Here is a 26,961-nt window from a genome sequence, read left to right as displayed (position 1 = left end):
GTTGAGATGGTGAGGTCGTGGATCATCCTCTCTCAGTGTGACCTCAATCGGCTCGAAGTCTGCCCTATTCGGGCAGACCCCGTCATGTCTTCGCGACGATGGTGTCGGCCATCGCCGGGATCACGGTCTCCCCGTAGACGCGCATCGTCTCTTCTTTGTTGTCGTGCTGCAGGTAGCCGGCGAACTGGTCGACGCCGATGGCGCGCAGGGCCTCGAGCTTCTCGATGTGGTCCTTCGCGGGGCCGAGCAGGCAGAACCGGTCGATGATCTCGTCGGGCACGAAGTCCGCGTGCACATTGCCGGCCCGGCCGTGCTGGTTGTAGTCGTAGTCCTGCCGGCCGGTGATGTAGTCGGTCAGCGCCTTCGGCACCTTCGATTCGGTGCCGTACTTGGCGACGATGTCGGCCACGTGGTTGCCGACCATGCCGCCGAACCAGCGGCACTGGTTGCGCATATGGCCCCAGTTATCGCCGATGTACATCGGCGCGGCCACGCAGAACTTGATCGACAACGGGTCGCGGCCGACATTCGCCGCCGCCTCCCGCACGGTCTGGATCATCCACGCGGCCACGTCGAGGTCGGCCATCTGCAGGATGAAGCCGTCGCCGACCTCGCCCGCCAGTTTCAGGGCCAGCGGACCGTAGGCGGCCACCCACACGTCGAGGGTCGACCCGCGACTCCACGGGAATTGCAGGGTCGCACCGTTGTACTCGACCGACCGGGAGTTGGCGAGTTCACGGATGACGTGCACCGACTCGCGCAGCGTCTTCAGGGTGGTGGGTGCCCCGTTGATCACGCGCACCGCCGAGTCGCCGCGGCCGATGCCGCAGATGGTGCGGTTGCCGTACATCTCGTTCAGGGTCGCGTAGGTCGACGCCGTCACCGTCCAGTCGCGGGTGCCGGGGTTGGTGACCATCGGACCGACGATGATCGTGTTCGTCTCCGCGAGGATGCGGCTGTAGATGACGTAGGGCTCCTGCCAGAGCAGGTGCGAGTCGAACGTCCAGACGTGGCTGAAGCCGTGCGCCTCGGCCAGCTTGGCCAGTTGCACCGTGCGGGCGGCCGGCGGGTTGGTCTGCAGTACTGCTCCGAAATCCATCTGGTGTCCCGTCTAGATCAGGTACTGGCTCAGGCCGCGCTTGACGAACCGGCCGTCGCCCTTGACCCCGAGGTAGGCGTTGTCGTCGATGACGATCTTGCCGCGGGAGAGCACGGTGTCGACGTGGCCGTCGATCTCGTAGCCTTCCCAGGCCGAATAGTCCATGTTCATGTGGTGGGTCTTGCCGTTCCCGTTGACGGGCAGGCCGATCGAGGTGTGGCCGTTCGGGTCGTAGATCACGATGTCGCCGTCCGCCCCGGGCTGGATGACCCCTTTCCTGCCGTAGAGGCCGAACATCCGGGCCGGCGTGGTCGAGGTGATCTCCACCCAGCGTTCGAGCGTGATGCGACCGTTGACGACGCCCTGGTAGAGCAGGTCCAGGCGGTGCTCGACCGAGCCGATGCCGTTGGGGATCTTCGAGAAGTCGCCGCGGCCCAGCTCTTTCTGGCCCTTCATGCAGAACGGGCAGTGATCGGTGGAGACCATCTGGATGTCGTTGGTGCGCAGGCTCTGCCACAGGTGGTCCTGGTGGCCCTCGGCCCGTGAGCGCAGCGGGGTGGAGCAGACCCACTTCGCCCCCTCGAAACCGGGTGCCCCGAGATTCTCCTCGAGCGACAGATAGAGGTATTGCGGGCAGGTCTCACCGAACACGTTCTGGCCCAGGTCGCGGGCGGCGGCGATCTGCTCGACGGCCTGTTTGGCGCTCACATGCACCACATAGAGCGGCGCCCCGGTGAGGTTGGCGAGCATGATCGCACGGTGCGTGGCCTCCTCCTCCAGCTGCCAGGCGCGCGCGACCCCGTGGTAGTAGGGGTCGGTCTTGCCCTGTGCGAGCAGCTGCGTGACGAGCACGTCGATGGCCGGGCCGTTCTCGGCGTGCATCATGGTCATCAGCCCGGTCTCGGCCGACTTCTGCATGGCGCGCAGGATCTGCGCGTCATCCGAGTAGAAGACTCCGGGGTAGGCCATGAACAGCTTGAAGCTGGACACACCCTCGTCGAGCAGCCCGTCCATCGCCTGCAGCGAGTCCTCGTTCAGGTCGCCGATGATCTGGTGGAAGCCGTAGTCGATGGCGCAGTTCCCGGCGGCCTTCTCGTGCCAGGCCGCCAGACCGTCGAAGACGCGCTGGCCGTAGCTCTGCACCGCGAAGTCGACGATGGTGGTGGTGCCGCCCCAGGCCGCGGCCCGGGTGCCGGTCTCGAAGGTGTCGCTGGCGGCGGTTCCGCCGAACGGCAGCTGCATATGCGTGTGCGCGTCGACGCCGCCGGGGATCACGTACTTGCCGGTGGCGTCGATCACGCGGTCGACGGATGCGGCGAGGTCGTTTCCGAGGAGGGCGGAGCCGGGTGCCAGCACGGCGACGATGATCTCGCCGTCGATGAGGACATCCGCCTGCACCCGGCCGGTCGCGCTGACCACGGTGCCGTTCTGGATCAGGGTCTTCATGGCGCGCCCCGGCCTACGGTGCCACGATCGGGCCGTAGGAGTCGGGACGGCGGTCCCGGTAGAACTGCCACGAGTTGCGCACCTCGCGGATGACGCCCAGGTCGAGGTCGCGGATGACGATCTCCTCGGTGTCGGTGGAGGCCACCTCGCCGACGTAGTTGCCGCGCGGGTCGACGAAGTAGGAGCTGCCGTAGAACGTGACGGCGTCGGCGCCGAACTCCTCGGTCTCGGTGCCGATGCGGTTGTTGGCGCCGATGTAGTACTGGTTGGCGACGGCGGCGGCCGGCTGCTCGAGTTCCCAGAGCCGGTTGGACAGGCCGGGCTTGGTGGCCGAGGGGTTGAACACGATCTCGGCGCCGTTCAGGCCGAGCACCCGCCAGCCCTCCGGGAAGTGCCGGTCGTAACAGATGTAGACGCCGATCTTGCCGACCCTGGTGTCGAAGACGGGGTAGTCGGCGTTGCCGGGACGGAAGTAGAACTTCTCCCAGAACTGCGGCAGGTGGGGCAGGTGGTGCTTGCGGTACTTGCCGAGGTAGCTGCCGTCGGCGTCGATCACGGCGGCCGTGTTGTAGAGCACACCGGGCTGCTCCTCCTCATAGACGGGGAGCACGATCACCATCTCGTATTCGGCGGCAAGCTTCTGGAACCGCTCCGTGAGCGGGCCCGGCACGCTCTGCGCGTACGCGTAATACTTGGGATCCTGCACGATGCCGAAGTACGGGCCGTGGAACAACTCCTGGAAGCAGATCACCTGCACTCCCGCTTCGGCGGCCGTGCGCACGAACCCCTCGTGCTTCCGGACCATCGACTCCTGGTCACCCGTCCACGCGGTCTGGGTGATTGCTGCCCGAACTACAGTCATCTTGTCTCCACATTCGCCGGTGATGGAACAACGTCAAGCCGAACGACATTGTCCGTAGTGGTTCTTCTTTCGCGACACGTGCGTTCCTCATCCTGTCGAGCGAATCAGCCGGTGGCAAGGGTTTATCCCCACGGAGGGTCCGGCACACGCGGGTGGTCCGATCATCCGTCACCCCCATGCCCTCCTGTGCCCGCGGCGCCCGCGGCGCCGGAGGCGCTCGCGGAGCCCGCAGGATGGGCCCCGCCGACGTTCTGGCCTAGGCTGAAAGCAGACCGCCGGTTGGCTCTGACCGGTTGCGTCGCCTCTGACTTGAGCGACGGGTCGCCGACACTCCCTCGGTTCCCATTTCTTCTTCTCCCAGCCTCTCCGCTCGCGAAAGTGCAAAATCTGCCCCTTCCGCGACGCCACAAGGGCGCATTCTGCGCTCTCGCGGCCGAGGGTGGGACCGAATCTAGGTGGTTCTGTGAAACTTCAACCGATGTACCTCATGGCGGTGGGCGCTGCCGCGTCCGCGCTGCTGCTGAGCGGATGCGCCGGAGCGAGTCCCGCCGCCGAGCCCACCGCTGAGCCGGGCGCCGGCACGGGCGCGGGCGCGGGCTACCCGGTCATGATCGACAACTGCGGCACCGACGTGACCGTGGAGGCCGCGCCCGAACGCATCGTGACGATCAAGTCGTCGGCGACCGAGCTGCTGCTCGCACTCGGCCTGGCCGACCGCATCGTGGGCTCGGCGTTCCTCGACGGGCCGCTGCCGGCATCCCTCGACAAGGCCGGCGCCGACCTGAATGTGGTCAGCGACTTCGTACCCGGCCAGGAGGCCGTCCTCGGCCTCACGCCCGACTTCGTCTACGCCGGTTGGGAGTCCAACTTCTCGGCCGAGGGCGTGGGCGAACGCGCGGGCCTCAGCGACCTCGGCATCGGCAGCTACGTCTCCCCCGCGGCCTGCAAGGGCGAGGGGTATATGCCCGACCCGCTCACCTTCGACTCCGTGTTCGACGAGATCACCGAGGCCGGCGCGATCTTCGGTGCCGAGGAGGCCGCGGCCGAGCTGGTCGCCGACCAGCAGGAAACCCTCGCGGCCCTGCAACCGACCGACGACGACACCACCGCGCTCTGGTACTCGAGCGGCACCGACACCCCCTACGTGGGTGCCGGCATCGGCTCGCCCAACATGATCCTGGAGGCCGCGGGCCTGACCAACGTGTTCGCTGACGTGAAGGACACCTGGACCTCGGTGGGCTGGGAATCGGTCGTCGAGGCGAACCCGAGCGTGATCGTGCTCGTCGACGCCACCTGGAACACCGCGGCGTCGAAGATCGCGAACCTCGAGGCCAACCCGGCCACGCAGCAGCTCGACGCCGTGAAGGCGAAGCACTACATCGTGCTGCCGTTCGCGGCCACCGAGGCCGGAATCCGCAATGTGGAGGCCGCCGCGTCGACCATCGAGCAGTTCGCGGCGCTCGAGCCGTCGACGGTCGGCTAGGGCCGACCCGCAGCCGAGCCGAGCACACCGGCACCCGACCGACAGGGCACGACCGACAGGCAGACAAGGCAGGTGATTCACATGGAGGTGCAGCAGGCGGAGCGAACGGCGGTCCAGCGCCGTCGTGACACCTCGCGCGCCCGCTATCTGGGCTGGCTGGCCCTGTCGGTGCTGGCGCTCGTGCTCACGGCGGGGATCGCCGTGACGATCGGCCCGGCCGACGTGAGACTGACGGATGTCGCCGCGAGTCTGGCCGGGCACCTCGGCCTGCCCGGCGTGGCCGAGGTGGCCCCGCTGACCGACTCGATCGTGTGGCAGCTGCGCCTCCCGCGCGTGCTGACCGCGGCCGCGGTGGGGGCAGGCCTCGCGCTCAGCGGCGCGGTCATGCAGTCGGTGACCCGGAACCCGCTGGCGGATCCCTACCTGCTCGGGCTGTCCAGCGGAGCCTCCCTCGGCGCGGTCTGCGTCATCATCCTCGGCGTGGCCGTGGCCCTGCCCGCCGCCGCGTTCCTCGGCGCGCTGGCCGCCCTCGTCGCCACACTCAGCATCGCCCGGGTCGGCGGAACCATCACCCCCGGTCGCGCGGTGCTCTCCGGGCTGGCGATCGCCCAGCTCGGGGGAGCCGGCACCTCGTTCATCATCTTCTGGGCCGCCAAGGGCGACTCCTACCGGGAGATCCTGAACTGGCTGCTGGGCTCTCTGGCCGGCAGCTCGTGGTCCAGCGTCGTGATCTCGGGCACCGCGCTGGTGCTGGTCGGCAGCGGAATCCTGCTCTCGGCCACCCGCCTGGACGCGTTCACCTTCGGGGACACGGCCGCGGCATCCCTCGGCATCAACGTCAACCGCACCCGGTGGCTGTTGCTCGGCGCGGTGGCGCTGCTGACCGGCGCGATGGTGGCCGTGAGCGGGGCCATCGGCTTCGTCGGCCTGATCCTGCCGCACCTCGTGCGCGGCCTGAGCGGGCCGGGACACCGCCGCCTGCTGCCGCTGACCGTGGTGCTCGGCGCCCTGTTCCTGATCCTGGCCGACACGCTCGCCCGCACGGTGTTCGACCCGCGCGAACTGCCCGTGGGCATCATCACCGCCCTGATCGGCGTGCCCGTCTTCATCGTGCTGATCAAGAGCAGGAAGGCCGCCGCATGGTCGTGATCCTCGACCGGGTGTCATTCCGGATGGGCGGCACCCCGATCCTGACCGACGTGTCGGCCGTCGTCCCCACGGGCGCGGTCACCGGCCTGCTCGGGCCCAACGGGGCCGGCAAATCCACGCTGCTGCGCCTGATCGCGGGGCTGGAGACAGCGGATGCCGGCGGCGTAGAACTCGACGGAGAGCGCGTCGGCGGGCTTCGCCCCCGGGGAGTGTCGGCGCTGTCGCGGCGGGAAACCGCCCGGCGGGTGGCGCTGCTCGAGCAGAACGCCGCCCCCAGCATCGACCTCACGGTGCGCGAGGTCGTGCTGCTCGGCCGGATCCCGCACCGCAGCCGGGTGCTCGGCAGCTTCGGCGGCGACGACGACCACCGGGTCGCCGAGGAATCGCTGGCCATGGTCGGCGGCAGCGACCTGGCCGACCGGGCCTGGCACACGCTCAGCGGCGGTGAGCAGCAGCGTGCGCAGATCGCCCGGGCGCTCGCTCAGCGCCCGAGCCTGTTGTTGCTGGACGAACCGAACAACCATCTCGACGTGAGCGCCCAGCTCGGGCTGCTCGGGCAGGTGCGCGGGCTGTGCGCCGATCCCGCTGCCGGCACAGACACAGGCCTGACCGCCATCATGGCTCTGCACGATCTGAACCTGGCGGCCGCGTTCTGCGACCAGATCCTGCTGCTCCATCGCGGCCGGCTCGTCGCCGCCGGCACCCCCGAGGAGGTGCTGCGGCCCGCCACCATCGCAGAGGTCTACGGCGTGGACTGTGATGTGATCCCGCATCCGCGCGGCGGACATCCGGTGATCGTGTTCTCGCCGGCGGCGGCGCCCGGGTTCGCACCCGTGACCGCGGCCCCGGCGCTTGCGCCTGCCCTGACATACCACCGGCGCGGAAGAGGACAAGCATGACGACCATCACGGTTCTGGCCGGAGGCATCGGCGGCGCCCGGTTCACCCGCGGGCTGCTGCAGCACCTGGCGGACACCGAACCGGATGCGACGGTGACCGTGATCGTGAACACGGGAGACGACATGTGGCTCGACGGGCTGCGCATCTGCCCCGACCTCGACACCGTGATGTACACCCTGGGCGGCGGCATCAACGAGGAGCAGGGCTGGGGGCGGCCGGAGGAGTCCCGCCGCGCCTCCGCAGAGATCGCCGCCTACGGGCGCGGCTGGTCCTGGTTCACGCTCGGCGACCTGGATCTGGCCACGCACATCGTGCGCAGCGACCTGCTCCGGAACGGGGCCACTCTGAGCGAGGCCACCGAGTTCCTCTGCCGCCGCTGGCAGCCGGGGGCCCGGCTGCTGCCGATGAGCGACACCCCCGTCGAGACACATGCCCGACTGGCTATGGAGGCGGATGAGCACCGGGCGGGCGAGCTGATCCACTTCGAGGAGTGGTGGGTGCGCTACCGCGCAGGCGTGCCGGTGACCGAGTTCGTGCAGGTCGGGCTCGAGTCCGCGGTGCCCGCGCCCGGGGTCGTCGACGCCATCCTGACTGCCGACCTGGTCATCCTGCCGCCGTCGAATCCGGTCGTCTCGGTGGGCACGATCCTGGCCGTTCCGGGCATCCGCGACGCCCTGCGCCACACGAACGCCGCCGTGGTCGGCGTCTCGCCGATCATCGCGGGCTCCGCCGTGCGCGGCATGGCCGACGCCTGCCTGCACACCATCGGTGTGCAGACTTCGGCCGAGGCCGTGGGCCTGCACTACGGCTCCCGGGCCGCGAACGGCGTGCTCGACGCGTGGCTGGTGGACGAGACGGATGCCGGCGCGCTGCCGGCGCTGGCGGCTGCCGGCATCCGTGCGGTTGCCGTGCCGCTCTGGATGCGCGATGCGCCCACGACGAAGCGGCTCGCAGCCGACACGCTGGACCTTGCCCGCGGCACCCTCGCGGTGGTCTGAACTGCGGCGGGAGGCCAGCGGGAGCGCCCGCGGCGGCGGTAGCGCCAGGGCCTCTTCGACGTCATGCCGCAATCGGCATGCACGGAAGGTCGGAGATTTTCGCGACACGCCGGTCGCAGCGCCCGCTCAGCCGGCGTCTCCGGAATATCTCCTGCTTTAGCGTCGCAGCGCGGGCAGCGCGGGCAGCGCGCCGGTCAACCGGCGGAAGCCGCCCCGGGACCGTCGACGAGGAGTCGGGTGTGCTCGCCGAGGCCGAGGCGCTGCGCCACGGCGAGATCGGCGGTGGTGTCGACGTCGCATCGGATCGAAACGGATGCCTCCAGCCCGAGCACCACATGGCCGGCGGCCTCATGGGCAGCCCGGGATCTCTCCCCGAACCGAGGCTCGATCGGGATCCCGGCGAGCGCGAGCAGGGTCGTGGTTCCGGTTCCGGCCGCGTCGGGCACCAGGCTGCGCTCCTGCGCGGCGGCGAGGTGCAGGGTGCGTTCGACGTCCGCGGGGGTCAAAGCCGGGAGGTCCCCGGTCAGCACCATCAGGTTCGCCAGCGGGAGTCGTGCGCGTGCCGCCGCGAGCCCGGTGCGGATCGCCGCGTTCATCGGGCCTGCACCTTCGCGGCCGTCCTCGGAGACCGACGCTTCCGGCCCGCCGTCACCGGTCCACGGCTGCTCCGGCACGATCTCCGCGCCGAGAGCCGCGAGCCGGGTGGCGAGTGCGTCATCGGCGGTGACCACCAGCACCCGGCCCACCCCGCGTGCCGCGAGCAGAGCCGCGACCGTGTCGAGGGCGAAGGCATCCGCCAGACCGGCCCGGTCGGGCCGGTCGCCGAGCCGGCTCTTCGCCCCGGGGTTGCCCTTCACCGGCACGATCGCCACCCAGCTCATTCGGTGACGGATGCCGGGTCGCCGACGGCAGCGCCCGCCGCGGATCCGGCCGAGGCCGCAGCCAGCCCTGCTGCAGCCAGACCTGCCGCGTACCCGTCCGCGAAACCTTCCGCGCGACCGTCCGCGAAACCCTCCGCGTGAGCCTCAGCGCTCCCCAGCCGGAACATGTCGTTCTCGCTCGGGCGCAGCAGCCGGGTCGCGCCGGGGGCATCCGCCTCGCCCGGCCCGGCGCTCGGCTCGAGCACGAGGCGCCCCAGCCCGCGCACCACGGCCACGGGGTTGCCACTGGTCTTGCCCTTCACGAGGTCGGCGGCGCCGGCGATCTCGTCGGCCACGGCCGCGACGGTGACGAAGAGGCGGCGGCCGAACGCGTCATCCGTGCCCCGGAGGTCATCGAGCACCGCCACGCCGGCCGCGCCGATCGCGATGTCGGTCTGGCCCTCCCGCCAGGGGCGGCCGACGGTGTCGGTGATGATCACGCCGAGGCGCAGGCCCGTGCGCTCGCACAGGGTGGTGCGGAGCGCGCGCGCGGAGGCGTCGGGGTCGACGGGCAGCAACAGCACCGTGCCGTCGGGGGTGTTGCTCGCGTCGACGCCGGCCGCGGCCATGACGAGACCCTGCCGGTTCTCGACGATGCGCGTGACCCCGCCCGGGAATGCACGGGTGGCCACCGTGCGCACGGTCTCGTCGGTGATCGCCTGCTCCCGGTCGGCGGCGGCAACCTGCCGGCCCTCGGCCTTGGAAATGATCTTGCTGGTCACCGCCAGGATGTCGCCATGCTCGAGCCGGGACCCGGCCGCACCCGCGATGAGCGCGGCGAGATCATCGCCGGCGACGATCTCGCCGATGCCCTCGAGCACGAAAACGCTCACCGCGGTGGTGGCAGGCCGCTCGGCGGACACCGGTTCCGTCACGGCTAGCGCACGAGTTTCGGCAGCACGTCGCGGCCGAACACGTCGATCCACTGGCGCTGGTTGCGTCCCACGTTGTGCAGGTAGATGCGGTCGAAGCCGAGGTCGACGAACTTCTGAATGTACGCCCGGTGGTCGTCGGGGTCGGCCGAGATGATCATGCGCCCCTCGAAGTCCTCGGGGCGCACGAGCTTGGCGATCTGCTCGAATTCGAACGGTGAACGGATGTCCGCCTTCGGGAACTTCATTCCGCCGTTCGGCCATTCGACCAGGGCGTTCCGCATGGCTTCCTCGTCGGTTTCGGCCCAGCTCATGTGCAGCTGCAGCACCTTGGGCATGGCGGCCGGGTCCTTGCCGGCGTCGCGGGCGCCGTCGTCGAACTTGCCGAACAGCATCGAGATCTTCTCCAGCGGGGCGCCGACCGTGATCAATCCGTCGGCGTGACGGCCGGCGCGTTTCGCGGTGACCGGGCCGGCCGTGGCGACGAGGATCTCCGGGGCCACCTCGGGCATGGTCCAGAGCCGGGTCGACTCGAGCTTGTAGAACTGGCCGGAGTGCTTGACGTCTTTGCCGGCGATGGAGGCGGTGAACAGCTTCGAGATGATCTCGATGGCCTCGAACATGCGGTTGATCCGCTCCGGGGCTTCCGGCCAGTACTGGCCGACGATGTGCTCGTTGAGCGCCTCACCGGAGCCCAGGCCCAGCCAGTGCCGTCCGGGGTACATCGCAGCGAGGGTCGCGGAGGCCTGGGCGACCATGGCCGGGTGCCAGCGGAAGGTGGGCGCGGTGACGCCGGGGCCGAGGTCGCCCCTGGTGCGCTCACCGATCGCGGCGAGCACGCTCCAGACGAAGGAGGATTCCCCCTGGGCGGGCACCCACGGCTGGAAGTGATCAGCCGCCATCACCCCGGTGAACCCGTGTTCCTCGGCGTAGGCCGAGAGGGCCACCGCCTCCGCGGGGGCGAACTGCTCCAGCATTGCCGCATAGCCGATCTGCAAATCCGTCATCGGAACCGCCCCTGCCCTTGTCGTCGTGAGCCTCAATCCTGTCACTTCAGCCTCCGAGAACGCCCCTCCCCACCCAGAAACCCGGTGCCCACTGTTCCCGTTCCGGTCGAGAGTGACCGCCGTAGCGGGCACTCTCGACCGGAACGGGAACTAGGTCACGGGGCAGGCGGCGTGCGGCATCCGCTCGGCGTCATCCGCGCGGCGACCGACGCGTCAGGCGGGAAGGCGGTTGATCAGGGTGAGGGCGGCGGCTGTGGCGAGCTCGCGGTCATGCGTGACGACGAACTCGTACGAGCCCGCGGCGTGGTTGGAGGGGTCGACCTCGCGGGCGGCCAGGACGGCGGCGAAATCCGCGGTGAGCACCACGATGTCCCACTCGTCGAGCAGAGGGTCGTTCGCATCAATCTGGGCCACGCGGATGCCCCGGCCGCGCTCGAGCGCAGCATCCCCGGCCATGTACACCGCCACCAGCCCGGCCGTCTCGGCGAGCGCGTCGTAGCGGCGCCGGGTGGCGGGGGTGAGGTTCTGGTGGTTCTGGAAGGTCGACAGCACCACGGCGGAGTCGCCGCTGGCCAGCGCCCGGGACTCCAGGAAGATGCTCATCTCCACCAGCAGCGCTCGATTCGACAGCCGCGGGGTGCGCCTCGGCGCCACAACCTCGAACGGGGTGCCGCTCGTCGGCAGTGAGACCGAGGGGTCGGCAGGGAAGACGATGCCGGCGAGGGCGGCCGCGTTCGGCACATCAGCCTCAGGGCGGCCGAAGAGCCAGCCCTGCCCGTACGTGGCCCCGAGAGCGAGAGCGGTGACCCGGTGCTCGTCGGTCTCGATGCCCTCGGCGAGCACCACGGCACCGGTGCGCTCGGCGTGAGCGGCGACGGCGCTCATCACCCGGGCTGCATCCTGGTCGGGGCGCTCGCGGATGAGCGCCATGTCGAGCTTGATCAGGTCAGGAGCCAGCAGGGGCAGCAGGGCCAGCGAGGCCGGGTCGGCGCCGAGATCGTCGATGGCGATGCGGTAGCCCATCGACCGCGCTCGGTCGATGGCGTACAGCAGTCCGGACGGGTCATTCATCAGGGCACGTTCGGTGACCTCGAGAACAGCGGCGGCCGGCGGATGGGGCGTGTCGGCGAGGTCGGCTCGGCGCAGCGATGCGGGCTCCACATTGACGAGCAGCGAGTGCGCGGCGGTGAAGCCCAGTTCCGTGGCGGTGCGGATGCTTGTCAGCCAACAGGCCAGGTCGAGATCGTTGACGAGGCCGAGCTCATGCGCGCGATCGAAGAGTGCGGCCGGATTGTGGAACACGGTGTCGACCGGCCCCCGGCTGAGGGCCTCGTAGGCCACGACGGTGCCGGAGTCGAGCTCGACAACGGGTTGGAACCTGGTGCTGATCAGTCGATCAGCAAGAATCTGAGTGAACAGGGCGTCAGACGTGCGCGCCTCAACTGTCGCCCCCACAGCGTCCCCCCATCCGCGCCGGGGCGCGATCCTCGTCAGTCTAGCGACGCACCCGCGGGCTGCGCGTGCGGCGTGCCGGAGCGTTCCCGGCCGAGTGCGGCGTTGTGAGACATCCGTTGCGGGACATCCGTCAAATAGGCTGGACGAATGCGCATCGCCACCTGGAACGTGAACTCCATCCGCGCCCGAGTCGGCCGGGTGGTGGACTGGATGGTGCGCGAGGACATCGACGTGCTCGCGATGCAGGAGATCAAGTGCAAGCCCGAGCAGTTCCCGGCGCAGGCCTTCGAGGACGCCGGCTACGAGCTTGCCATCCACGGCCTCAGCCAGTGGAACGGCGTGGCCTTCGCCAGTCGCCACGAGATGACGGATGTCGCCACCGGCTTCCCCGGCATGCCCGGCTTCCTGAAAGGCCAGGAGGGTCCCGGCCTGCCGCTCGAGGCCCGGGCACTCGGCGTCACGGTGGAAGAGCTGCGCTTGTGGAGCCTGTACGTGCCGAACGGACGCGCCCTCGCCGACCCGCACTACGCCTACAAACTCGACTGGCTGGCCCGCCTCCGAGAGCATGCCGCCGCCGAAATCACCGCCGATCCGCACCTGGCCCTCGCCCTGATGGGCGACTGGAACGTGGCGCCGCTGGACTCCGACCAGAACGTCCCCGGGCTCATCCCCGGGCTGTCCACCCACATCTCCCCGCCGGAGCGGGAGGCCTTCCACGCCTTCGAGACCGAGGGGTTCACCGACGTGGTGCGCCCGCTCGTTCCGGAGGGGTTCACGTACTGGGACTACAAGCAGCTCGCCTTCCCCCGCAACGAGGGCATGCGGATCGACTTCATCCTCGGCTCCCCCGCCTTCGCGGACCTGGTGACCGCCGCGAGCATCCACCGCGCCGAGCGCAAGGGGGATGCTCCGAGCGACCACGTGCCCGTGGTCGTGGAGCTGACCCTCGAGGGCGAGGACGACGACCGTCCGATGATCTTCTAACCTGCCCGAAACGTCCCGGCAACTTCCCGCGCGGGTGCAGCCGCGATACTTGCAGAATGTCTTCCGTACCCCCGGGGAACGCCAAAGGAACGCCACAAGCGCGCCCGGCGACCTCCGTCACCGTCTCCGTCACCCGCCGCGTCGAACCGACCCGCATCCCCGAAGCCACCCGCTGGGCCCAGCGGGGCATGGACATGGCCAGCGAATTCCCGGGTTTTCTCGGCTCGGGCTGGGTGCGCGCCACCGCCGATTCCCTCAGCTGGCACATGCTCTACCGCTTCGCGACCTCCGAGCAGCTGGATGCCTGGGAGGGCTCCGAGGAACGCGCCCACTGGCTGATCGACGGCCACGACCTCATCCTCGACGCCCGGGTGGAGAAGCGCACCGGCATCGAGGGCTGGTTCGACGCCCCCGCCTCCGACGATGACGACATCAATGCCACACCGTCGTTCCAGGTGCCGCGCTGGAAGCAGGCCGTGAGCATCGGGATGGGCTTCTTCCCCGCCAACCTGACCTTCACCCTGCTCGCAACGTGGCTCATCCCGGGCTGGCACGACGTGGACATCCTGCCCAAGATCCTGGTCACCACGTTCGTGATGGCGCCGGCCATGACCTTCCTGGTGATGCCCCAGATCACCCGGATGCTGCGCCCCTGGCTGATGCGGCGGCCCGCCTCCCGACCCTGACGCCCCGTTTAAGGGGGGTGCATTTGTCTGTGATACTTGGCCACTGCCCCGCCCGCACTCCGGGCATCCGAATGCCCGCACCCCGGGCATCCGAATAAAGGACTCCAATGACGGATCAGACCTTCCAGCTCGTAGCGATTACTTTGTATCTCGCCGCCATGATCGCGATCGGATGGTTCGCCTTCCGGCAGACCAAGGATCTCGACGACTACATGCTCGCGGGCCGCGGCCTGAAGCCCGGAACCGCGGCGCTGAGCGCGGGCGCGTCGGACATGTCCGGCTGGCTCCTCCTCGGCCTCCCGGGCGCCATCTACGTGTCCGGTCTGGTGGAGGCGTGGATCGCCATCGGCCTGACCATCGGTGCCTGGCTGAACTGGAAGTTCGTGGCCCCACGGCTGCGTTCGTACACGCACGTTGCCAACAACTCCATCACCATCCCGAGCTTCTTCGAGAACCGGCTCAAGGACACCTCGCGCCTGCTGCGCTCGGTCTCCGGCGTGATCATCCTGGTGTTCTTCACGTTCTACGTGTCCTCCGGCATGGTGGCCGGCGGTGTGTTCTTCGAGAACTCCTTCGGCTCCACCTTCCTGACCGGCATGCTGATCGTCGCCGGGGTCACGCTGCTCTACACGCTGTTCGGCGGGTTCCTCGGCGCCACTCTCACCGATGTCGCCCAGGGCATCCTGATGCTCGTCGCGCTCGTCGTCGTGCCTCTGGTTGCCCTGGGCGCCACCGGCGGCGTGACGGCCACCCTCGACTCCCTCCGCGTCGTCAACCCCGACCTGCTCTCCCTGACCGCCGGTGGCTCCGTCCTGGGCGTCATCTCCGCCGCGGCCTGGGGCCTCGGCTACGTCGGCCAGCCGCACATCATCGTGCGCTTCATGGCGCTGCGCAGCCCGCAGGACGCCAAGGCCGGGCGCCGGATCGGCATCGGTTGGATGATCCTGACCGCCCTCGGTGCCGTCGCCACCGGGCTGATCGGCATCGCCTACTTCCAGCAGAACCCCGAGCTGACCCTGGAGAACCCGGAAACGGTCTTCCTTCTGCTCTCGCAGATCCTGTTCCACCCGTTCGTCGCCGGTCTCGTGCTGGCCGCCGTGCTCGCCGCCATCATGAGCACGATCTCGTCGCAGCTGATCGTCTGCTCCTCGGCACTGGTGGAGGACCTGTACAAGATCGTCGGCAAGAAAGACGCCTCGCCGAAGCAGCTGATCATGCTCGGGCGCCTCGGCGTGCTGCTCGTCGCGCTCGTCGCCGGACTGATCGCACTGGGCCGGGATGCGACCATCCTGGAGCTGGTCGGCTTCGCCTGGGCGGGGTTCGGCGCGGCTTTCGGTCCCGTGGTGCTGCTCTCCCTGTACTGGAAGAAGCTTTCCACGTGGGGCGCTCTGGCCTCCATGGTCACCGGCGCCGTCGTCGTCTTCGCGTGGGGCAACTCGCCGCTGAGCGCCACCCTGTACGAGATCGTCCCGGGCTTCATCGCCAGCCTGCTGGTCGCCGTGGTCGTCTCCCTGCTCACCCACAAGCCGTCCGCTGAGATCGACGCCGAATTCGACGCCGCCGTGGCCCAGGCCCATGACGATTACCGGGCGCCCGAGGCACCCCAGGCAGCGGAGAGCGGGGCCACGCGCACCCGGTAGCGCGCTGGGGCATCAGCCGGGCGGTTTGGACATCCCGAACTCGTTGACCGGCTCCTCCCGCGGCTCCGGCTGATGCCCTGCCGGGCAGTGCAGAATCGCGTTCGGTGTGGTGTGATCGATGCTGTGCTCGGCCATCGGCCGACCGCACACCGGGCACACCGCCGCCCCGATACTCGTCACGACGTCGTTGTACGGCCCCAGATTCGCCGGGCCCATCGCGCGCACCAGCTTGCCGTTCATCCACTCGATGAAGTGCACGTAGCGGGCGCCCAGGCCGTGCCCGTGGGCACCAGTGTCCTCGTTCATGCCGACAGAGTAACGCCGCTCGGGGCTCGGGCACAGGCACGCAGTCGGCAACCACCGGCATCACGGCCACCTGACGACGACCGGCGGGGCGACCGGCACCGACGGTTTCCCAGCCTCGGTCACGGGCCGCCCGATACTCTGAAAGCACAATGGACCCTGATAAACCCTCGCCCATCCAGCCCCACCTCGACATCCTGCCCCCGAATCTGAGAGGGCCCCATGCTGTTTGAGTGGGCCATGGTGGGGGTCGGCCTGCTCCTCACCGTCGGCACGGGCATCTTCGTCGCCGCCGAGTTCTCCCTGGTCACCCTCGACCGCAACGAGCTCGAGGCCCGGCGGGAGCGCGGCGAGAAACGCCTCGGCCCGACCATCAAGGCGCTGAAGATCACCTCGACGCACCTGTCCAGCGCGCAGCTCGGCATCACCCTGACCACCCTGCTGACCGGGTTCACCTTCGAGCCCGCCATCACCTCGTTGCTGACCGGGCCCCTCGAGGGCGCCGGCGTGCCCGAGGGCCTCGTTCCGGTGCTCGGCGCCGTCATCGCGATTTCGGTGGCGACACTGTTCTCCATGGTGATCGGTGAGCTCGTGCCGAAGAACTTCGCCCTGGCCGTTCCCCTGGCCACGGCCAAACTCGTCGTGCCACTGCAAGCGGCGTTCACCACGGTGTTCAAGCCCGTCATCCTGCTCTTCAACAACACCGCCAACGCCCTGATCCGTCTGGTCGGTATCGAGCCGAAGGAGGAGCTCTCCGGCGCCCGCAGCGCCGAGGAGCTCAGCTTCCTCGTGCGCCGATCGGCCCTCGAGGGCGTGCTCGACAACGACCACGCGGCGATGCTGCACCGCACCCTCCGGTTCGCCGACCACACCGTCGACGACGTGATGACCCCCCGGGTGCGGATGTCGTCGGTCAAGATCACCGACACCGCCGCAAGCATCGTGGCCCTGTCCACGGCCACCGGCTTCTCGCGTTTCCCGGTGATCGACAGGGATTCCGACGACATCGTCGGGGTGCTGCACGTCAAGGCGGCCTTCGCTGTCGCGCTTGCCGAACGTGACCGGGTCACGGCGGACGAGCTGAAGGTGGAGGCGCTGCGCGTGCCCGAGTCGATGGCCGTCGACACGCTCCTCGGGATGTTGCGTAAGCAGGGCTATCAGATCGCGGTCGTCGCCGACGAATACGGCGGAACGGCCGGCATCGTCACTCTCGAGGACCTCGTCGAGGAACTTGTGGGTGAACTGGAAGACGAGCACGACCGGGCCAGGGCCGGAGCCATCCGAACGGGTCGTTCCGTGGTGTTCGACGCTGCATGGCGTCCGGACGAACTCTTCGATCGCACGGGTGTCACCGTGCCCGAGGACGGCGACTACGAGAGCGTCGGCGGTTTCATCGCCGACCAACTCGACCGCATTCCCGAACTGGGCGACGAGGTGCCCGTCGACGGGGGCATCCTGCGCATCGACCGGGTCGATGGCGTGCAGGTTCAGCGCGTGCGCTACACCCCCTCAGACCCGGAGCATGACCCGAGCCTGGCCACCAGGCACGACCGAATCGTCACCCGAATCCAGAAGGACCTGATCCATGAGTGAGTACTGGCCGGGCCTGATCTGGCTCGTCGTGCTGTTGATCGTCAACGCGTTCTTCGTCGGCGCAGAGTTCGCCGTGATCTCGGCCCGCCGGTCCCAGATCGAGCCGCTCGCCGAGCGCGGCAGCAAGGCCGCGAAAACGACCCTCTGGGCGATGGAACACGCGACCCTGATGCTGGCGACCAGCCAGCTGGGCATCACCGTGTGTTCGCTGCTCATCCTGAACGTCTCCGAACCGGCCATCCACGGGCTGCTGGAGTACCCGCTCGCCCTGACCGGGCTGTCCGAGGGCGCGATCAGCGTGGTCGCCTTCGGGATCGCCCTCGCCCTGGTGACATTCCTGCACGTGGTGTTCGGCGAGATGGTGCCCAAAAACATCTCCTTCTCCGTGCCCGACCGGGCCGCGCTCATCCTGGCGCCGCCGCTCGTGCTCGTGGCCCGCATCTTCAGCCCCGTGATCGTCAGCCTGAACTGGCTTGCGAACGGGGTGCTGCGCCTGTTCAAGGTGCAGCCGAAGAATGAGGCGACCAGCGCATTCACCCTCGACGAGGTGGCCGGCATCGTGGAGCAGTCCACCCGCGAGGGCATGCTGTCGGATGCCTCGGGCACCCTCTCCGCCGCATTCGAGTTCACCTCGAAGCGAGTGTCCGACGTGGAGGTGCCGATAACCGACATGGTCTGCCTGCCGGCGTCCGCGTCGCCCGCCGACATCCAGCAGGCGGTCGCCCGCCACGGGTACTCCCGCTACATTCTCACCGACAGGGATGGCGACCCGTCGGGTTACCTGCACCTGAAGGATGTGATGGACCTCACCTCGGGGAACAGGTTCACGCAGCCGGTGCCGGCCAAACGCATCCGCCGCCTGGCGACCGTGTTCCGGGACAGCGAGCTCGAAGACGCCCTGGCCTCGATGCGTCGCCTCGGCGCGCATGTCGCCACGTCGTACGACTCCGAGGGCGTCGCCACCGGCGTTCTGTTCCTCGAGGACATCATCGAGGAACTCGTCGGCCAGGTCGACGACGCCACCACCGTGTAGGTGCTCCGAGCATCACGTCCCGGCCGACCGTCGATTAGGCTTGTCAGTATGGTGGCAATACGTTTCGGGCAGAGCGCCCCGGAGCCTGCCCCATCGGTTCTGGATCGAGAGGCCGCAGAGGTCCTGGCCAAGACGCTGCGCGCCATTGCCGATCCAACCCGTCTGCAACTACTCAGCTTGATGCATGGCAGCCCGAACGGAGAGACGACGGTGGGAGACTTGGCGGAGCGCCTCGGCCTTCGACAGCCCACTGTTTCGCATCATCTGAGAATCATGATCGACGATGGCCTCCTGGCCAGAGAGCAGCGCGGTCGCAATGTCTGGTACGCCATTTCCCCGGATCGCCGCTCGGCGATCGCGGACCTGCTGAGCTAGGCCGACGTGACTCACCGTCCCGCTTTCCCCCCGTTGGATCCGGCCGCCGCGTCCGAACGCGCACGCCAGGTTGCAGCTCTCGTGGACCCGGCGCGGCTGCGCGTCCTCAGCGCCCTGGTCAGCGACCCGGACGGGGTGCACACGGCCGGCTCCATCGGGTTGACGCTGGGAATCGATCGTCCGGACGCTACCGCTCATCTGCAGGTTCTTCTCGACGCCGGGCTCGCCACGACGAATCCGGCCCAGGACGGCCCGGCCTACATTCCGTCGCCGGATGCGTGGATCCGGTTTGGTCGGATGTTGGTTCCTGCTCTCGTGCGGGCTCCCTCCGCGATGACCACAATGGCTGCGGCCGCCGAGACCAGCCTGCCTCCCGTCATCCAACAGATCTCAAATCGTCTGGCGTACCGATTCAGCTCGTACTTCTCCAAGGAGACCGTCCAGCGCTATGTGGCCGAAAGCTACGCGCTCCTCCAGGAACGCGCCAAAGTCACCCGTCACTTGCCCTCGTTGACGAGCCGTTTTGCTACTGACCGGCTATCTGCCCTCGCGACATCGCAAGGACTTCACCTGTCCGGGACGCCCGAGGTTCTCTTCGTGTGCGTGCAGAATGCCGGTCGGTCACAGATGGCGGCCGGCCTCCTTCGCCAGCTCGCTGGACCACGAGTCCATGTGCGCACGGCCGGGTCCCAGCCGGCACCGGTCCTGGACGACATGGTCGTCACCGTACTGGACGAGATCGGTGTGCCGACACTGGCGGAGTTTCCCAAGCCGCTCACCGATGAGGTGGTGCAGGCAGCCGATATCGTCATCACAATGGGTTGCGGCGACGCCTGTCCGATCTATCCGGGCCGGCGCTACATGGATTGGCCCATCCCTGACCCCGCCGGCCGTTCAATCGAAGAGGTCAGGATGATCCGTGACGAGATCCACGAGCGTGTCGAGACGCTGATGCGCAGCCTCGGCTTCGTCGTTTCGGAAAGTTAGGACGTTTCGGCGACCCGATAGCCGAGCCCTCGAACCGTTTCCAGTACGGAAGCGGCCTCAGGCGACGCCGTCTGGAGTTTTTTGCGCAGCCGTCCCAGAGCGACCCGGGTGCCCGCCACGCTGCCGTCATCATAGATCCCGTGGCCCGCGGTGAGCTCTTCAGCGGTCACGACCCGCGGCGTCTCATTCATCAGATATTTCAGGAGCTGGAACTCCCGGGGGGTGAGCGCAACGAATTTCCCGTCGACTTTGACACGAAATGCTTGCGGTTCCAGAATGATGGGCCCAACCGTCAGGGTGAGCGCCGGATCCCCCAAACGCGGACCGTACGCACCCAACTGGTGGAGCGTGTCGGCCAGGCTCTGGGCGGTGAAGGGCAGGGCCAGCAGGGCGCGGGCGCCATGTTCGAGGGCGTGAAATGCCAATTCGTAGGATTCTGTGTCGCCGGCCACACCCACGATGACCGGCACATCCGCCCAGGCACTGACAGCATCGATGAACTGCAGGATCTCCACGCCACGCATATCGGTCGGCGCGATGATCGCTGCGGGCTCCTCCTGGCTCAGGCCGAGCAGTGCGGCCGCACCCTCCGAGTAGGGGTGCAGTTCGATGCCCTGTCGCAGTAGATCGGTGCTGGATTCCTGGCCCAGGTTCGCGTCGGAGCCGATCATCAGGACACGGATGGGCCAGCGAACAGCGCCGGGCATCCCCCGGGCCGGCGTGCGCTGAGACGGCACGGAGGTGGTGTTGGTTTTTTCCGGCCTGTTGAGGATCACCCGAACCGACCCGAGATGTAGTCCTCGGTGCGCTGATCCGACGGGGACTCGAAGATTTTCTCGGTCTTGTCGAACTCGACCAGGAGGCCGGTCCGGTCTCCCGTTTCCTCACTGGCAAGGGCGGTGAAGAATGCCGTGCGGTCGGCGACTCTCGCGGCCTGTTGCATGTTGTGAGTCACAATGACGATCGTGTAGTCCTCACGCAGCTCGAACATGAGGTCTTCGATCTTGTTCGTGGCAATCGGGTCGAGCGACGAGCACGGCTCGTCCATCAGGATCACGTCGGGTTTCACTGCGATCGTGCGCGCGATGCACAGACGCTGCTGCTGCCCACCGGAAAGTCCGAACGCGGACTGCTTGAGCTTGTCCTTGACTTCGTTCCACAGGGCGGCCCGGGTGAGGGCCTCCTCGACGAGGTCGTCCATGTTCGATGCCTTCATGCCGATCACACGCGGCCCGTAGGCGATGTTGTCGTAGATGGACTTCGGGAAGGGATTGGGCTTCTGGAAGACCATCCCGATCCGTCGACGCACCTCGATGGCGTCGACCTCCTTGGCGTAGATGTCTTCGCCTTGGAACGTCACGGCGCCTTCCACGCGTGCACCCACGATGAGGTCGTTCATGCGATTCAGGGAGCGCAGCAGGGTAGATTTGCCGCAGCCTGACGGGCCGATCATGGCGGTGATCTCGTTCTGACCGAAGGCCAGGTTGACTCCGGTCACGGCACGGAAGTTGCCGTAGAACACGTTCACGTCCTGGCATTCCAGGATCGGGGTCGGAACATCGGGCAGGAGCCCACCTCGGCGCCCATTCTGCGGGGTGAGGTGGATAGCCGGCTTGTCGTCGGCGTTGGTCGAGTAGCTCGCGGAGCGGGGGTTGCTGGTCATCACTGGGTCCTGTCTGGCGATTACCAGCGCTGCTGGTAGCGGTTACGAATAAAGATGGCGAGGCCGTTCATGGCGATCAGGATTCCCAACAGCAGGATGCTCGCTGCGGAAGCCAGTTCGTGGAACTCGACCTGCGGGCGCGAGGTCCAGTTGAAGATCTGGATGGGCATCGTCGTGTAGCCGCTGAGCAGACCGTTGGGGTCGAAGCTGACGAAGACCAGAGCCCCCAGAACAAGGAGCGGGGCTGCCTCGCCGAGCGCGCGGGAGAGGCCGAGGATGGCTCCGGTCGCAATGCCCGGCACGGAAGCGGGCAGGGTCTGCCGCCACACGGTTTGCAGGGGTGTCGCGCCCAGTGCCAGCGACCCTTGACGGATCTCGACCGGCACGGACCGGAGCGCCTCACGGGTGGAGATGATGATGACGGGGAGCACGAGCAGACCGAGGGCGAGGGCGCCACCGATGACGATGTTCTTGTTCTGCACACCCAGCAGGGCAAGGAACCCCAGGGCGAGGAGACCGTAGACGATCGACGGAACAGCCGCGAGGTTCTGCACGTTGAGCTCGATCATGCGGTTGAACCACTTCTTGCGGTCCGCGAATTCTTCCAGGTGGATGGCCGCGGCCACTCCGAGGGGAATGGTGAGCAGGGCGGTCACCCCGATGACCCAGATCGAGCCGAGGATCGCCGGGCGAAGACCCGCTTTGTCCGGTGTGGAGGAGGGGTACTCAGTGAGCAACCGAGAATCGATCCGGCCGGCACCGTCGATGAGCGTGGTGATGATCAGGGTCAGGAGCACACCGAACGAGACGAACAGGCTCAGCCACAAGACGATCAGGAACAGAATCGAGCGGGCGCTGTTCTCGCCGCCTTTGACCTTGCCCTTGATGCTGGCGCTGCGGATGTGCGCACCGAGACCGGTTGTCAAAAGCGTCATTAGTAGATCTCCCGGAAGCGACTGACGAAACGAATACTGATGAAGTTGAACAGCAGCGTGACGAGGAACAGGAGTAGGCCGACGGCGAAGAGCGTGTCGTACTCGAGGGAACCGACCCGGGAATCTCCCAGTGCCGCGTTGGCGATGAACCCCGTCATGGTCTGACCCTGTTCGAGCGGGCCGGTCACCATTCGCGCCTGGCCGCCGGCGGCGATCGCGACGATCATCGTCTCTCCAACGGCACGGGACACGCCGAGAACGATGGCCGCAATGATGCCGGACAGAGCGGCGGGGAAGACGACCCGGACGGTGGTCTGCATGCGGTTCGCGCCGAGTGCTGCGGACCCCTGGCGCATTCCCAGTGGAACGGCGGACATGGCGTCCTCGCTGATCGAGGCGATAGTCGGAACGATCATCACCCCCATCACCAGCCCGGCGGCAAGCACACTGAACGCGCCGGTATTGAGGTCGAACCACTCGCGGAACACTGTCGCCTGAACGAACTGCAGGGCGAACAGGCCGAAGACGACCGTGGGGATCCCGGCCAGGATCTCCAGGATGGGCTTGAGCGTCTTTCGAAGACTCGGTCGAGCATACTCAGACAGGAAGACCGCCGCACCGAGGCCGAGCGGGATGGCGACGAGCAGTGCGATGCCGGAGGTCCACAGGGTTGCGGAGACCAGCGGGAGCACACCGAACGAGGCATCCGCGAACCGAGGTGCCCAACGGTCTCCGAAGAGGAAGTCGGTCACGGAAACCGAGCGGAAGAACTCGAGCGAGGGAACCAGGAGGGCTACGAGGATGCCGGCCGTGACCAGAACGGTCAGGATCGCGGCGACGCGCAGCAGCACGCGAACGACAGCTTCGCCGTAACGGGGGCGAGTGGTCTGCAGGGACACCGCGGGGCGGCCCGGCTGGATAGCCGGGCCGCCGACGGGGGTGAGTGTGCTCATGAACGCACTCTCTCCTTCTTGAATCTATTGATCAGATATGGCTGATGTGCGGGTGTGACTAGCCGAGTGAGGCGAGCTCGTCCTGCGCCGTGGTCCGCTGCTCATCGGTCAGGCCGACGAAGAGGGCCGCCTCAGCGACGTCTGCTTCGTTCTCCAGGTAGAAGTCGACGAAGGTGCGCAGCTGCTCCTTCTCCGAGTAAGCGGTGTTGTTCACGTAGATGAACAGCTCACGGCCGAGCGGCTGGTAGCTGCCGTCCTGCACGGTCTCGGCGGTCGCGGAAACGCAGCCTTCGCCGCCGTCGATCTCAACAGCCTGGATGACGCCTTCGTTCTCTTCGACATAGCTCAGGCCGAAGAAGCCCATGGCTCCCGCGCTGCCCGAAACACCCTGCACGGTGATGTTGTCGTCCTCGGACGGGCTGTAGTCGGTGCGAATGGCACCCTCTTCGCCGTTGATGGCCTCAGTGAAGTAGTCGAAGGTGCCCGAGTCGGTGCCGGCACCGAAGAGGGACAGCTTCTCGTCGGGGAACGACGGGTCAACCTGGTTCCAGCTGGTGATGGTGCCCTCGGACTCGGGGCCCCAGATGGTCTTGAGCTGCTCGACGGTCAGGCACTTGGCCCAGTCGTTCTCCGGGTTGACGACGACGGACAGGCCGTCGTTGGCGATGACGATCTCGGTGTACTCGATGCCGGCCTCTTCACAAGCGGCGATTTCCTCGTCCTTGATCGGGCGGGAGGCATCGGAGATGTCGGTTTCGCCGGCGCAGAACGCCTTGAAGCCGCCGCCGGTGCCGGAGGTGGCGACGGTGACGTTGACGTCGGGCTCGACCTCACGGAACAGGGTGGCGGCGGCTTCACTCAGCGGTGCAACCGTCGAGGAGCCGTCGATGGTGACGGAGCCGGACAGGCCGGCTCCCGAGTCGGTGCCGGTTTCAGCGGTCTGGCCGCCACAGGCGGTGAGGAGCAGGGTTGCAGCAAGAACACTTGCGCTGATACTCGCGGTCTTGAAAGAAAGCAGGGACACTTTCGTGGTCCTTTCCTTAGCGGCAGGCGCCGCCGAACGTGAACTGTGATTGCCGACCGACGGACGACGTCACCTATAGAAGATCGTCTATATGAACGCACGGTGAACAACAGTTAACGTGACCCTGTCAATACATGTACAGCTTCTGCTCGCCTCCAAGGGGAGTTTGAGGAGTGGTGGCACCGAGGCAGGGTGACATCCGCATCCTGCCCCGGTCGGGCTGTCTAGCTCGCGGCGGTGAGGAGGGCGCGCACCTCGGCCAGGTTCGGCACGCGGCCGGAGACGACGACCTTCTCGTTGATCACCAGGGCGGGGGTGCTCATCACGCCGTAGCCGACGATGGTTGCGTAGTCTTCGACCTTTTCGATGGTGGCGTCGAGGCCGAGTTCTGTGACGGCGGTGGTGGCGGCCTTGGTGAGGTTCTTGCAGTTGGCGCAGCCGGGGCCGAGGATCTTGATGATCATGGGATTGGTTCCTTTCAGGGGTGGTTGGTCAGGCGAGGATGGCGTTGAAGAGGTAGCCGACGGCGATGATGCCGAGGCCGGTGGTCGTGATGAAGATCGCGAGCAGTTGGGGCTTCAGCACTCGGCGCAGCAGGATCATTTCCGGCAGCGACAGGGCGACGACGGCCATCATGAACGCGAGCAGGGTGCCCATCGGGAGGCCCTTGTCGTAGAGGGCGGCGACGAGCGGCATGATGCCGGCGGCGTTGGAGTAGAGCGGGATGCCGATGAAGACCGCGATCAGCACGCCGAAGGGGTTGTCGGGGCCGGCGTAGGTGGTGAAGAACTCGGCGGGCGCCCAGCCGTGGATGAGTGCGCCGAGGCCGATGCCGACCAGCAGGTAGATCCAGATCTTCCTGATGATGGATTTGACCTCTTCGACGCCCATCTGCATCCGCTGCCCGAAAGTGAGACCGAGGGAGGGGTCGATCAGCTCGCCGCCGAGTTTCACGTCGAAGACGAAGGGTTCCACCCATTTTTCGACGTGCAGGCGGCCGAGGATCCAGCCGGACACGATCGCGATCGTGAGGCCCGACACCACATAGAGGGCGGTGATCTGCCAGCCGAAGAGGGTCAGCAGCAGCCCGATGGCGATCTCGTTGACGAGGGGGCTGGCGATCAGGAAGCTCATCGTGACGCCGATCGGCACGCCGGCGGCGACGAACCCGATGAAGGCCGGCACGGCGCTGCAGGAGCAGAACGGGGTGATCACGCCGAGGCCCGCGGCGAGGATGTTGCCGACCCCTTCGCGTTTGCCGCCGAGGAAGGTGCGGGTGCGCTCGACGCTCATGAAGGAGCGCAGCACGGTGGAGGCGAAGATGATGATGGCCAGCAGCAGCAGGATCTTCAGCGAGTCGTAGAGGAAGAAGTGGATGGTCTCGGTGACCCGGCTCTCGGGGTCCATACCGAACGCGTCGTAGAGCACCACGTCCCAGAGCCACTCATTGACCCAATAGGCCAGGGCCCACAGGCCCACCCCTGCGGCCAGGATTCCGACCCGGCCACGCGTGGTGGTCGGTATCCGTTCGGCGATGCTCACGACTGCTCCTTGACCAGGAACGCCTCTAATTCGACGTTCATCTAATTACCAGTATCACCACCTCTTTGACGTCTGTCAAGAAGGTGACAGACTGGTGGCATGCCTAAAACGCTTCCGCTGCTCGATGACATCTCGCCGATCTGCTGCGGCCCGCTGGGGAACAGTGCCACCCTTGACATTGATGACGCGATCGCCCTCGCGGTGCGCCTGAAGGCCCTGGCCGACCCGGTGCGCCTGCAGCTGCTGGCCTACCTCCTGGCCCAGCCGAACCAGGAGGCCTGCACCTGCGACCTGGCCCCGGTCGTGAAACTGTCGGAGCCCACCGTCAGTCATCACCTCAAGAAACTGCAGGCCAGCGGCATCCTCACCAAGGAGCGTCACGGGATGAGCGTGCACTACCGCGTCGTGCCAGAGGCCATCCACGCCATCGCCCGCACCCTCGACACGGGAACCTGGGCGCAACCGGCTCTGGCAGCGGGCATCCGCTCCTGAGACGAGTGCCCGGCACCGTAATTCGGCGCGATTCAGCGCCCGGCCTTTCCTCCACAATGCGCTTCTGATCAGGTTATCCACAGGATACCTGGAGCCGGGCGGATGCTGCCGGGAATGTCGGTGGGTGCCCGTAGCGTGTGTCTTATGAAGCCCTCATTCATTGCCGAGCAGGAGGCTCTCGCGGCGCATTTCGAAGCGATCGCGGAGGCCGAGCGGGCCATCGCGCAGGCCTTTGCCCGGCGGGCGGAGCTGGTCGAGGCGGGCCGGCGGTTCGGGCAGTCGCGGGCGAACGCGGCCGTGCGGCTGCCGGGGTCGCGGTGGGATGCGGCGGAGGTCGCGGAGCGGGAGTTCGTGAGCGAGTTGGCGTGCACGATCCGGGTGCCGCGGCGCACGGCGGAGAACCTGATCGCGGAGAGCCGGGCCCTGGCCGTCGAGCTCCCCGCGACCCGGGTCGCGTTGGCTGCCGGGGAGATCAGTTATCAGCATGCGCGGGCGGTGATCAATCAGGCCTGGTCGGTGCCCGAGGAGGCGAAGCCGGCGTTCGAGGCGGCGGTGCTGCGT

27 protein-coding genes and 1 pseudogene are annotated in these 26,961 nt (G+C 67.6%); 13 read left to right on the top strand and 15 right to left on the bottom strand.

Annotated elements, in window-relative coordinates; all coding sequences use genetic code 11:
* Positions 1 to 82: 82 nt before the first annotated feature.
* The 3 genes from E3T49_RS05450 to E3T49_RS05440 are packed head-to-tail and all read right to left on the bottom strand — an operon-like array spanning position 83 to position 3,407.
* Positions 83 to 1,099, bottom strand: coding sequence for a TIGR03842 family LLM class F420-dependent oxidoreductase (locus tag E3T49_RS05450; RefSeq protein ID WP_134423951.1), 1,017 nt, complete (start codon positions 1,097 to 1,099; stop codon positions 83 to 85).
* A gap of 12 nt (positions 1,100 to 1,111) precedes the next feature.
* Positions 1,112 to 2,545: a dihydropyrimidinase gene (hydA, locus tag E3T49_RS05445; protein WP_134423950.1), complete on the bottom strand. Its 1,434-nt coding sequence runs from the start codon at positions 2,543 to 2,545 to the stop codon at positions 1,112 to 1,114.
* A 13-nt stretch (positions 2,546 to 2,558) separates the two neighbouring features.
* Positions 2,559 to 3,407 (bottom strand): nitrilase-related carbon-nitrogen hydrolase, encoded by an 849-nt coding sequence (locus E3T49_RS05440; RefSeq protein ID WP_134423949.1) that lies wholly within the window; start codon positions 3,405 to 3,407, stop codon positions 2,559 to 2,561.
* Between the two features lie 463 nt (positions 3,408 to 3,870).
* Between E3T49_RS05440 and E3T49_RS05435 the strand changes: the two genes are divergently transcribed.
* From E3T49_RS05435 to cofD, 4 genes are all read left to right on the top strand, one after another.
* Positions 3,871 to 4,890 (top strand): putative F420-0 ABC transporter substrate-binding protein, encoded by a 1,020-nt coding sequence (locus E3T49_RS05435; RefSeq protein ID WP_338145416.1) that lies wholly within the window; start codon positions 3,871 to 3,873, stop codon positions 4,888 to 4,890.
* A gap of 81 nt (positions 4,891 to 4,971) precedes the next feature.
* Positions 4,972 to 6,039, top strand: coding sequence for a putative F420-0 ABC transporter permease subunit (locus E3T49_RS05430; RefSeq protein ID WP_134423958.1), 1,068 nt, complete (start codon positions 4,972 to 4,974; stop codon positions 6,037 to 6,039).
* Positions 6,030 to 6,938, top strand: coding sequence for an ABC transporter ATP-binding protein (locus E3T49_RS05425; RefSeq protein WP_134423948.1), 909 nt, complete (start codon positions 6,030 to 6,032; stop codon positions 6,936 to 6,938). Before E3T49_RS05430 ends, E3T49_RS05425 begins: the two co-directional genes overlap by 10 nt.
* Complete coding sequence (gene cofD / locus E3T49_RS05420) at positions 6,935 to 7,936, top strand: 2-phospho-L-lactate transferase (protein WP_134423947.1); 1,002 nt, start codon at positions 6,935 to 6,937, stop codon at positions 7,934 to 7,936. Before E3T49_RS05425 ends, cofD begins: the two co-directional genes overlap by 4 nt.
* A gap of 194 nt (positions 7,937 to 8,130) precedes the next feature.
* Here the strand turns inward: cofD and cofC are convergent, their stop codons facing one another.
* The 4 genes from cofC to E3T49_RS05400 all read right to left on the bottom strand — a co-directional run bounded on the left by cofC (position 8,131) and on the right by E3T49_RS05400 (position 12,190).
* Positions 8,131 to 8,817, bottom strand: coding sequence for a 2-phospho-L-lactate guanylyltransferase (gene cofC, locus E3T49_RS05415; protein WP_166785476.1), 687 nt, complete (start codon positions 8,815 to 8,817; stop codon positions 8,131 to 8,133).
* The gene (locus E3T49_RS05410) at positions 8,814 to 9,731 is read right to left on the bottom strand and encodes a coenzyme F420-0:L-glutamate ligase (protein WP_241972665.1); all 918 of its coding nucleotides are present in this window, start codon (positions 9,729 to 9,731) and stop codon (positions 8,814 to 8,816) included. The genes cofC and E3T49_RS05410 overlap by 4 nt, the downstream gene beginning before the upstream one ends.
* Positions 9,732 to 9,733: 2 nt before the next feature.
* Entirely contained in the window at positions 9,734 to 10,735 is a 1,002-nt protein-coding gene (locus E3T49_RS05405; protein ID WP_134423946.1) for a TIGR03557 family F420-dependent LLM class oxidoreductase, read from the bottom strand.
* 213 nt (positions 10,736 to 10,948) lie between these two features.
* Positions 10,949 to 12,190: a sensor domain-containing phosphodiesterase gene (locus E3T49_RS05400; RefSeq protein ID WP_166785475.1), complete on the bottom strand. Its 1,242-nt coding sequence runs from the start codon at positions 12,188 to 12,190 to the stop codon at positions 10,949 to 10,951.
* Between the two features lie 147 nt (positions 12,191 to 12,337).
* On the opposite strand from E3T49_RS05400, the gene E3T49_RS05395 reads away from it, so the two are divergent.
* The 3 genes from E3T49_RS05395 (at position 12,338) to putP (ending at position 15,500) form a co-directional block, all read left to right on the top strand.
* Positions 12,338 to 13,174, top strand: a complete 837-nt coding sequence (locus tag E3T49_RS05395; protein ID WP_134423944.1) for an exodeoxyribonuclease III — start codon at positions 12,338 to 12,340, stop codon at positions 13,172 to 13,174.
* Between the two features lie 56 nt (positions 13,175 to 13,230).
* Complete coding sequence (locus E3T49_RS05390; protein WP_134423943.1) at positions 13,231 to 13,860, top strand: antibiotic biosynthesis monooxygenase; 630 nt, start codon at positions 13,231 to 13,233, stop codon at positions 13,858 to 13,860.
* Between the two features lie 107 nt (positions 13,861 to 13,967).
* The gene (gene putP / locus E3T49_RS05385) at positions 13,968 to 15,500 is read left to right on the top strand and encodes a sodium/proline symporter PutP (RefSeq protein WP_134423942.1); all 1,533 of its coding nucleotides are present in this window, start codon (positions 13,968 to 13,970) and stop codon (positions 15,498 to 15,500) included.
* Positions 15,501 to 15,512: 12 nt separating this feature from the next.
* Here putP and E3T49_RS05380 read toward each other — a convergent pair whose 3' ends face one another.
* On the bottom strand, positions 15,513 to 15,806 hold the full coding sequence (locus E3T49_RS05380) for a hypothetical protein (RefSeq protein ID WP_134423941.1): 294 nt from the start codon (positions 15,804 to 15,806) through the stop codon (positions 15,513 to 15,515).
* Positions 15,807 to 16,028: 222 nt separating this feature from the next.
* Between E3T49_RS05380 and E3T49_RS05375 the strand changes: the two genes are divergently transcribed.
* Genes E3T49_RS05375 through E3T49_RS05360 form a run of 4 tightly spaced genes read left to right on the top strand, consistent with a single transcriptional unit; the run spans position 16,029 to position 19,791 of the window.
* On the top strand, positions 16,029 to 17,396 hold the full coding sequence (locus E3T49_RS05375) for a hemolysin family protein (RefSeq protein WP_134423955.1): 1,368 nt from the start codon (positions 16,029 to 16,031) through the stop codon (positions 17,394 to 17,396).
* Positions 17,389 to 18,429: a hemolysin family protein gene (locus E3T49_RS05370; RefSeq protein ID WP_134423940.1), complete on the top strand. Its 1,041-nt coding sequence runs from the start codon at positions 17,389 to 17,391 to the stop codon at positions 18,427 to 18,429. The genes E3T49_RS05375 and E3T49_RS05370 overlap by 8 nt, the downstream gene beginning before the upstream one ends.
* Positions 18,430 to 18,477: 48 nt before the next feature.
* On the top strand, positions 18,478 to 18,804 hold the full coding sequence (locus E3T49_RS05365) for an ArsR/SmtB family transcription factor (protein WP_134423939.1): 327 nt from the start codon (positions 18,478 to 18,480) through the stop codon (positions 18,802 to 18,804).
* 33 nt (positions 18,805 to 18,837) lie between these two features.
* Positions 18,838 to 19,791: an arsenate reductase/protein-tyrosine-phosphatase family protein gene (locus E3T49_RS05360; protein ID WP_206750820.1), complete on the top strand. Its 954-nt coding sequence runs from the start codon at positions 18,838 to 18,840 to the stop codon at positions 19,789 to 19,791.
* Here E3T49_RS05360 and E3T49_RS05355 read toward each other — a convergent pair.
* From E3T49_RS05355 to E3T49_RS05325, 7 genes are all read right to left on the bottom strand, one after another.
* Entirely contained in the window at positions 19,788 to 20,567 is a 780-nt protein-coding gene (locus E3T49_RS05355) for a response regulator transcription factor (protein WP_134423937.1), read from the bottom strand. The genes E3T49_RS05360 and E3T49_RS05355 overlap by 4 nt on opposite strands.
* The gene (gene pstB, locus E3T49_RS05350) at positions 20,564 to 21,337 is read right to left on the bottom strand and encodes a phosphate ABC transporter ATP-binding protein PstB (RefSeq protein WP_241972667.1); all 774 of its coding nucleotides are present in this window, start codon (positions 21,335 to 21,337) and stop codon (positions 20,564 to 20,566) included. The genes E3T49_RS05355 and pstB overlap by 4 nt, the downstream gene beginning before the upstream one ends.
* A gap of 137 nt (positions 21,338 to 21,474) precedes the next feature.
* Positions 21,475 to 22,389: a phosphate ABC transporter permease PstA gene (pstA, locus tag E3T49_RS05345; protein ID WP_134423935.1), complete on the bottom strand. Its 915-nt coding sequence runs from the start codon at positions 22,387 to 22,389 to the stop codon at positions 21,475 to 21,477.
* The gene (gene pstC / locus E3T49_RS05340; RefSeq protein WP_134423934.1) at positions 22,389 to 23,342 is read right to left on the bottom strand and encodes a phosphate ABC transporter permease subunit PstC; all 954 of its coding nucleotides are present in this window, start codon (positions 23,340 to 23,342) and stop codon (positions 22,389 to 22,391) included. The genes pstA and pstC overlap by 1 nt, the downstream gene beginning before the upstream one ends.
* Before the next feature lie 58 nt (positions 23,343 to 23,400).
* The gene (locus tag E3T49_RS05335; protein ID WP_134423933.1) at positions 23,401 to 24,366 is read right to left on the bottom strand and encodes a PstS family phosphate ABC transporter substrate-binding protein; all 966 of its coding nucleotides are present in this window, start codon (positions 24,364 to 24,366) and stop codon (positions 23,401 to 23,403) included.
* A gap of 224 nt (positions 24,367 to 24,590) precedes the next feature.
* Positions 24,591 to 24,830 carry a thioredoxin family protein gene (locus tag E3T49_RS05330; RefSeq protein ID WP_134423932.1) on the bottom strand — a complete coding sequence of 80 codons (240 nt, stop codon included), beginning with the start codon at positions 24,828 to 24,830 and terminating at the stop codon, positions 24,591 to 24,593.
* Positions 24,831 to 24,858: 28 nt separating this feature from the next.
* A complete protein-coding gene (locus tag E3T49_RS05325; protein WP_134423931.1) occupies positions 24,859 to 25,908 on the bottom strand; it encodes a permease in 1,050 nt (349 codons plus the stop codon).
* A 99-nt stretch (positions 25,909 to 26,007) separates the two neighbouring features.
* Between E3T49_RS05325 and E3T49_RS05320 the strand changes: the two genes are divergently transcribed.
* Together E3T49_RS05320 and E3T49_RS05315 are read left to right on the top strand one after the other, a co-directional pair.
* Positions 26,008 to 26,400, top strand: coding sequence for an ArsR/SmtB family transcription factor (locus E3T49_RS05320; protein ID WP_134423930.1), 393 nt, complete (start codon positions 26,008 to 26,010; stop codon positions 26,398 to 26,400).
* A gap of 144 nt (positions 26,401 to 26,544) precedes the next feature.
* Positions 26,545 to 26,961: pseudogene (locus E3T49_RS05315) on the top strand (hypothetical protein); the annotation flags it as partial.

Origin of the sequence: Cryobacterium cryoconiti (assembly GCF_004403065.1) — a bacterium.
Taxonomy (GTDB): domain Bacteria; phylum Actinomycetota; class Actinomycetes; order Actinomycetales; family Microbacteriaceae; genus Cryobacterium; species Cryobacterium cryoconiti.
The sequence above is the reverse complement of the archived record's forward strand: the minus strand, read 5'-3'. Positions and strand labels throughout refer to the sequence as shown.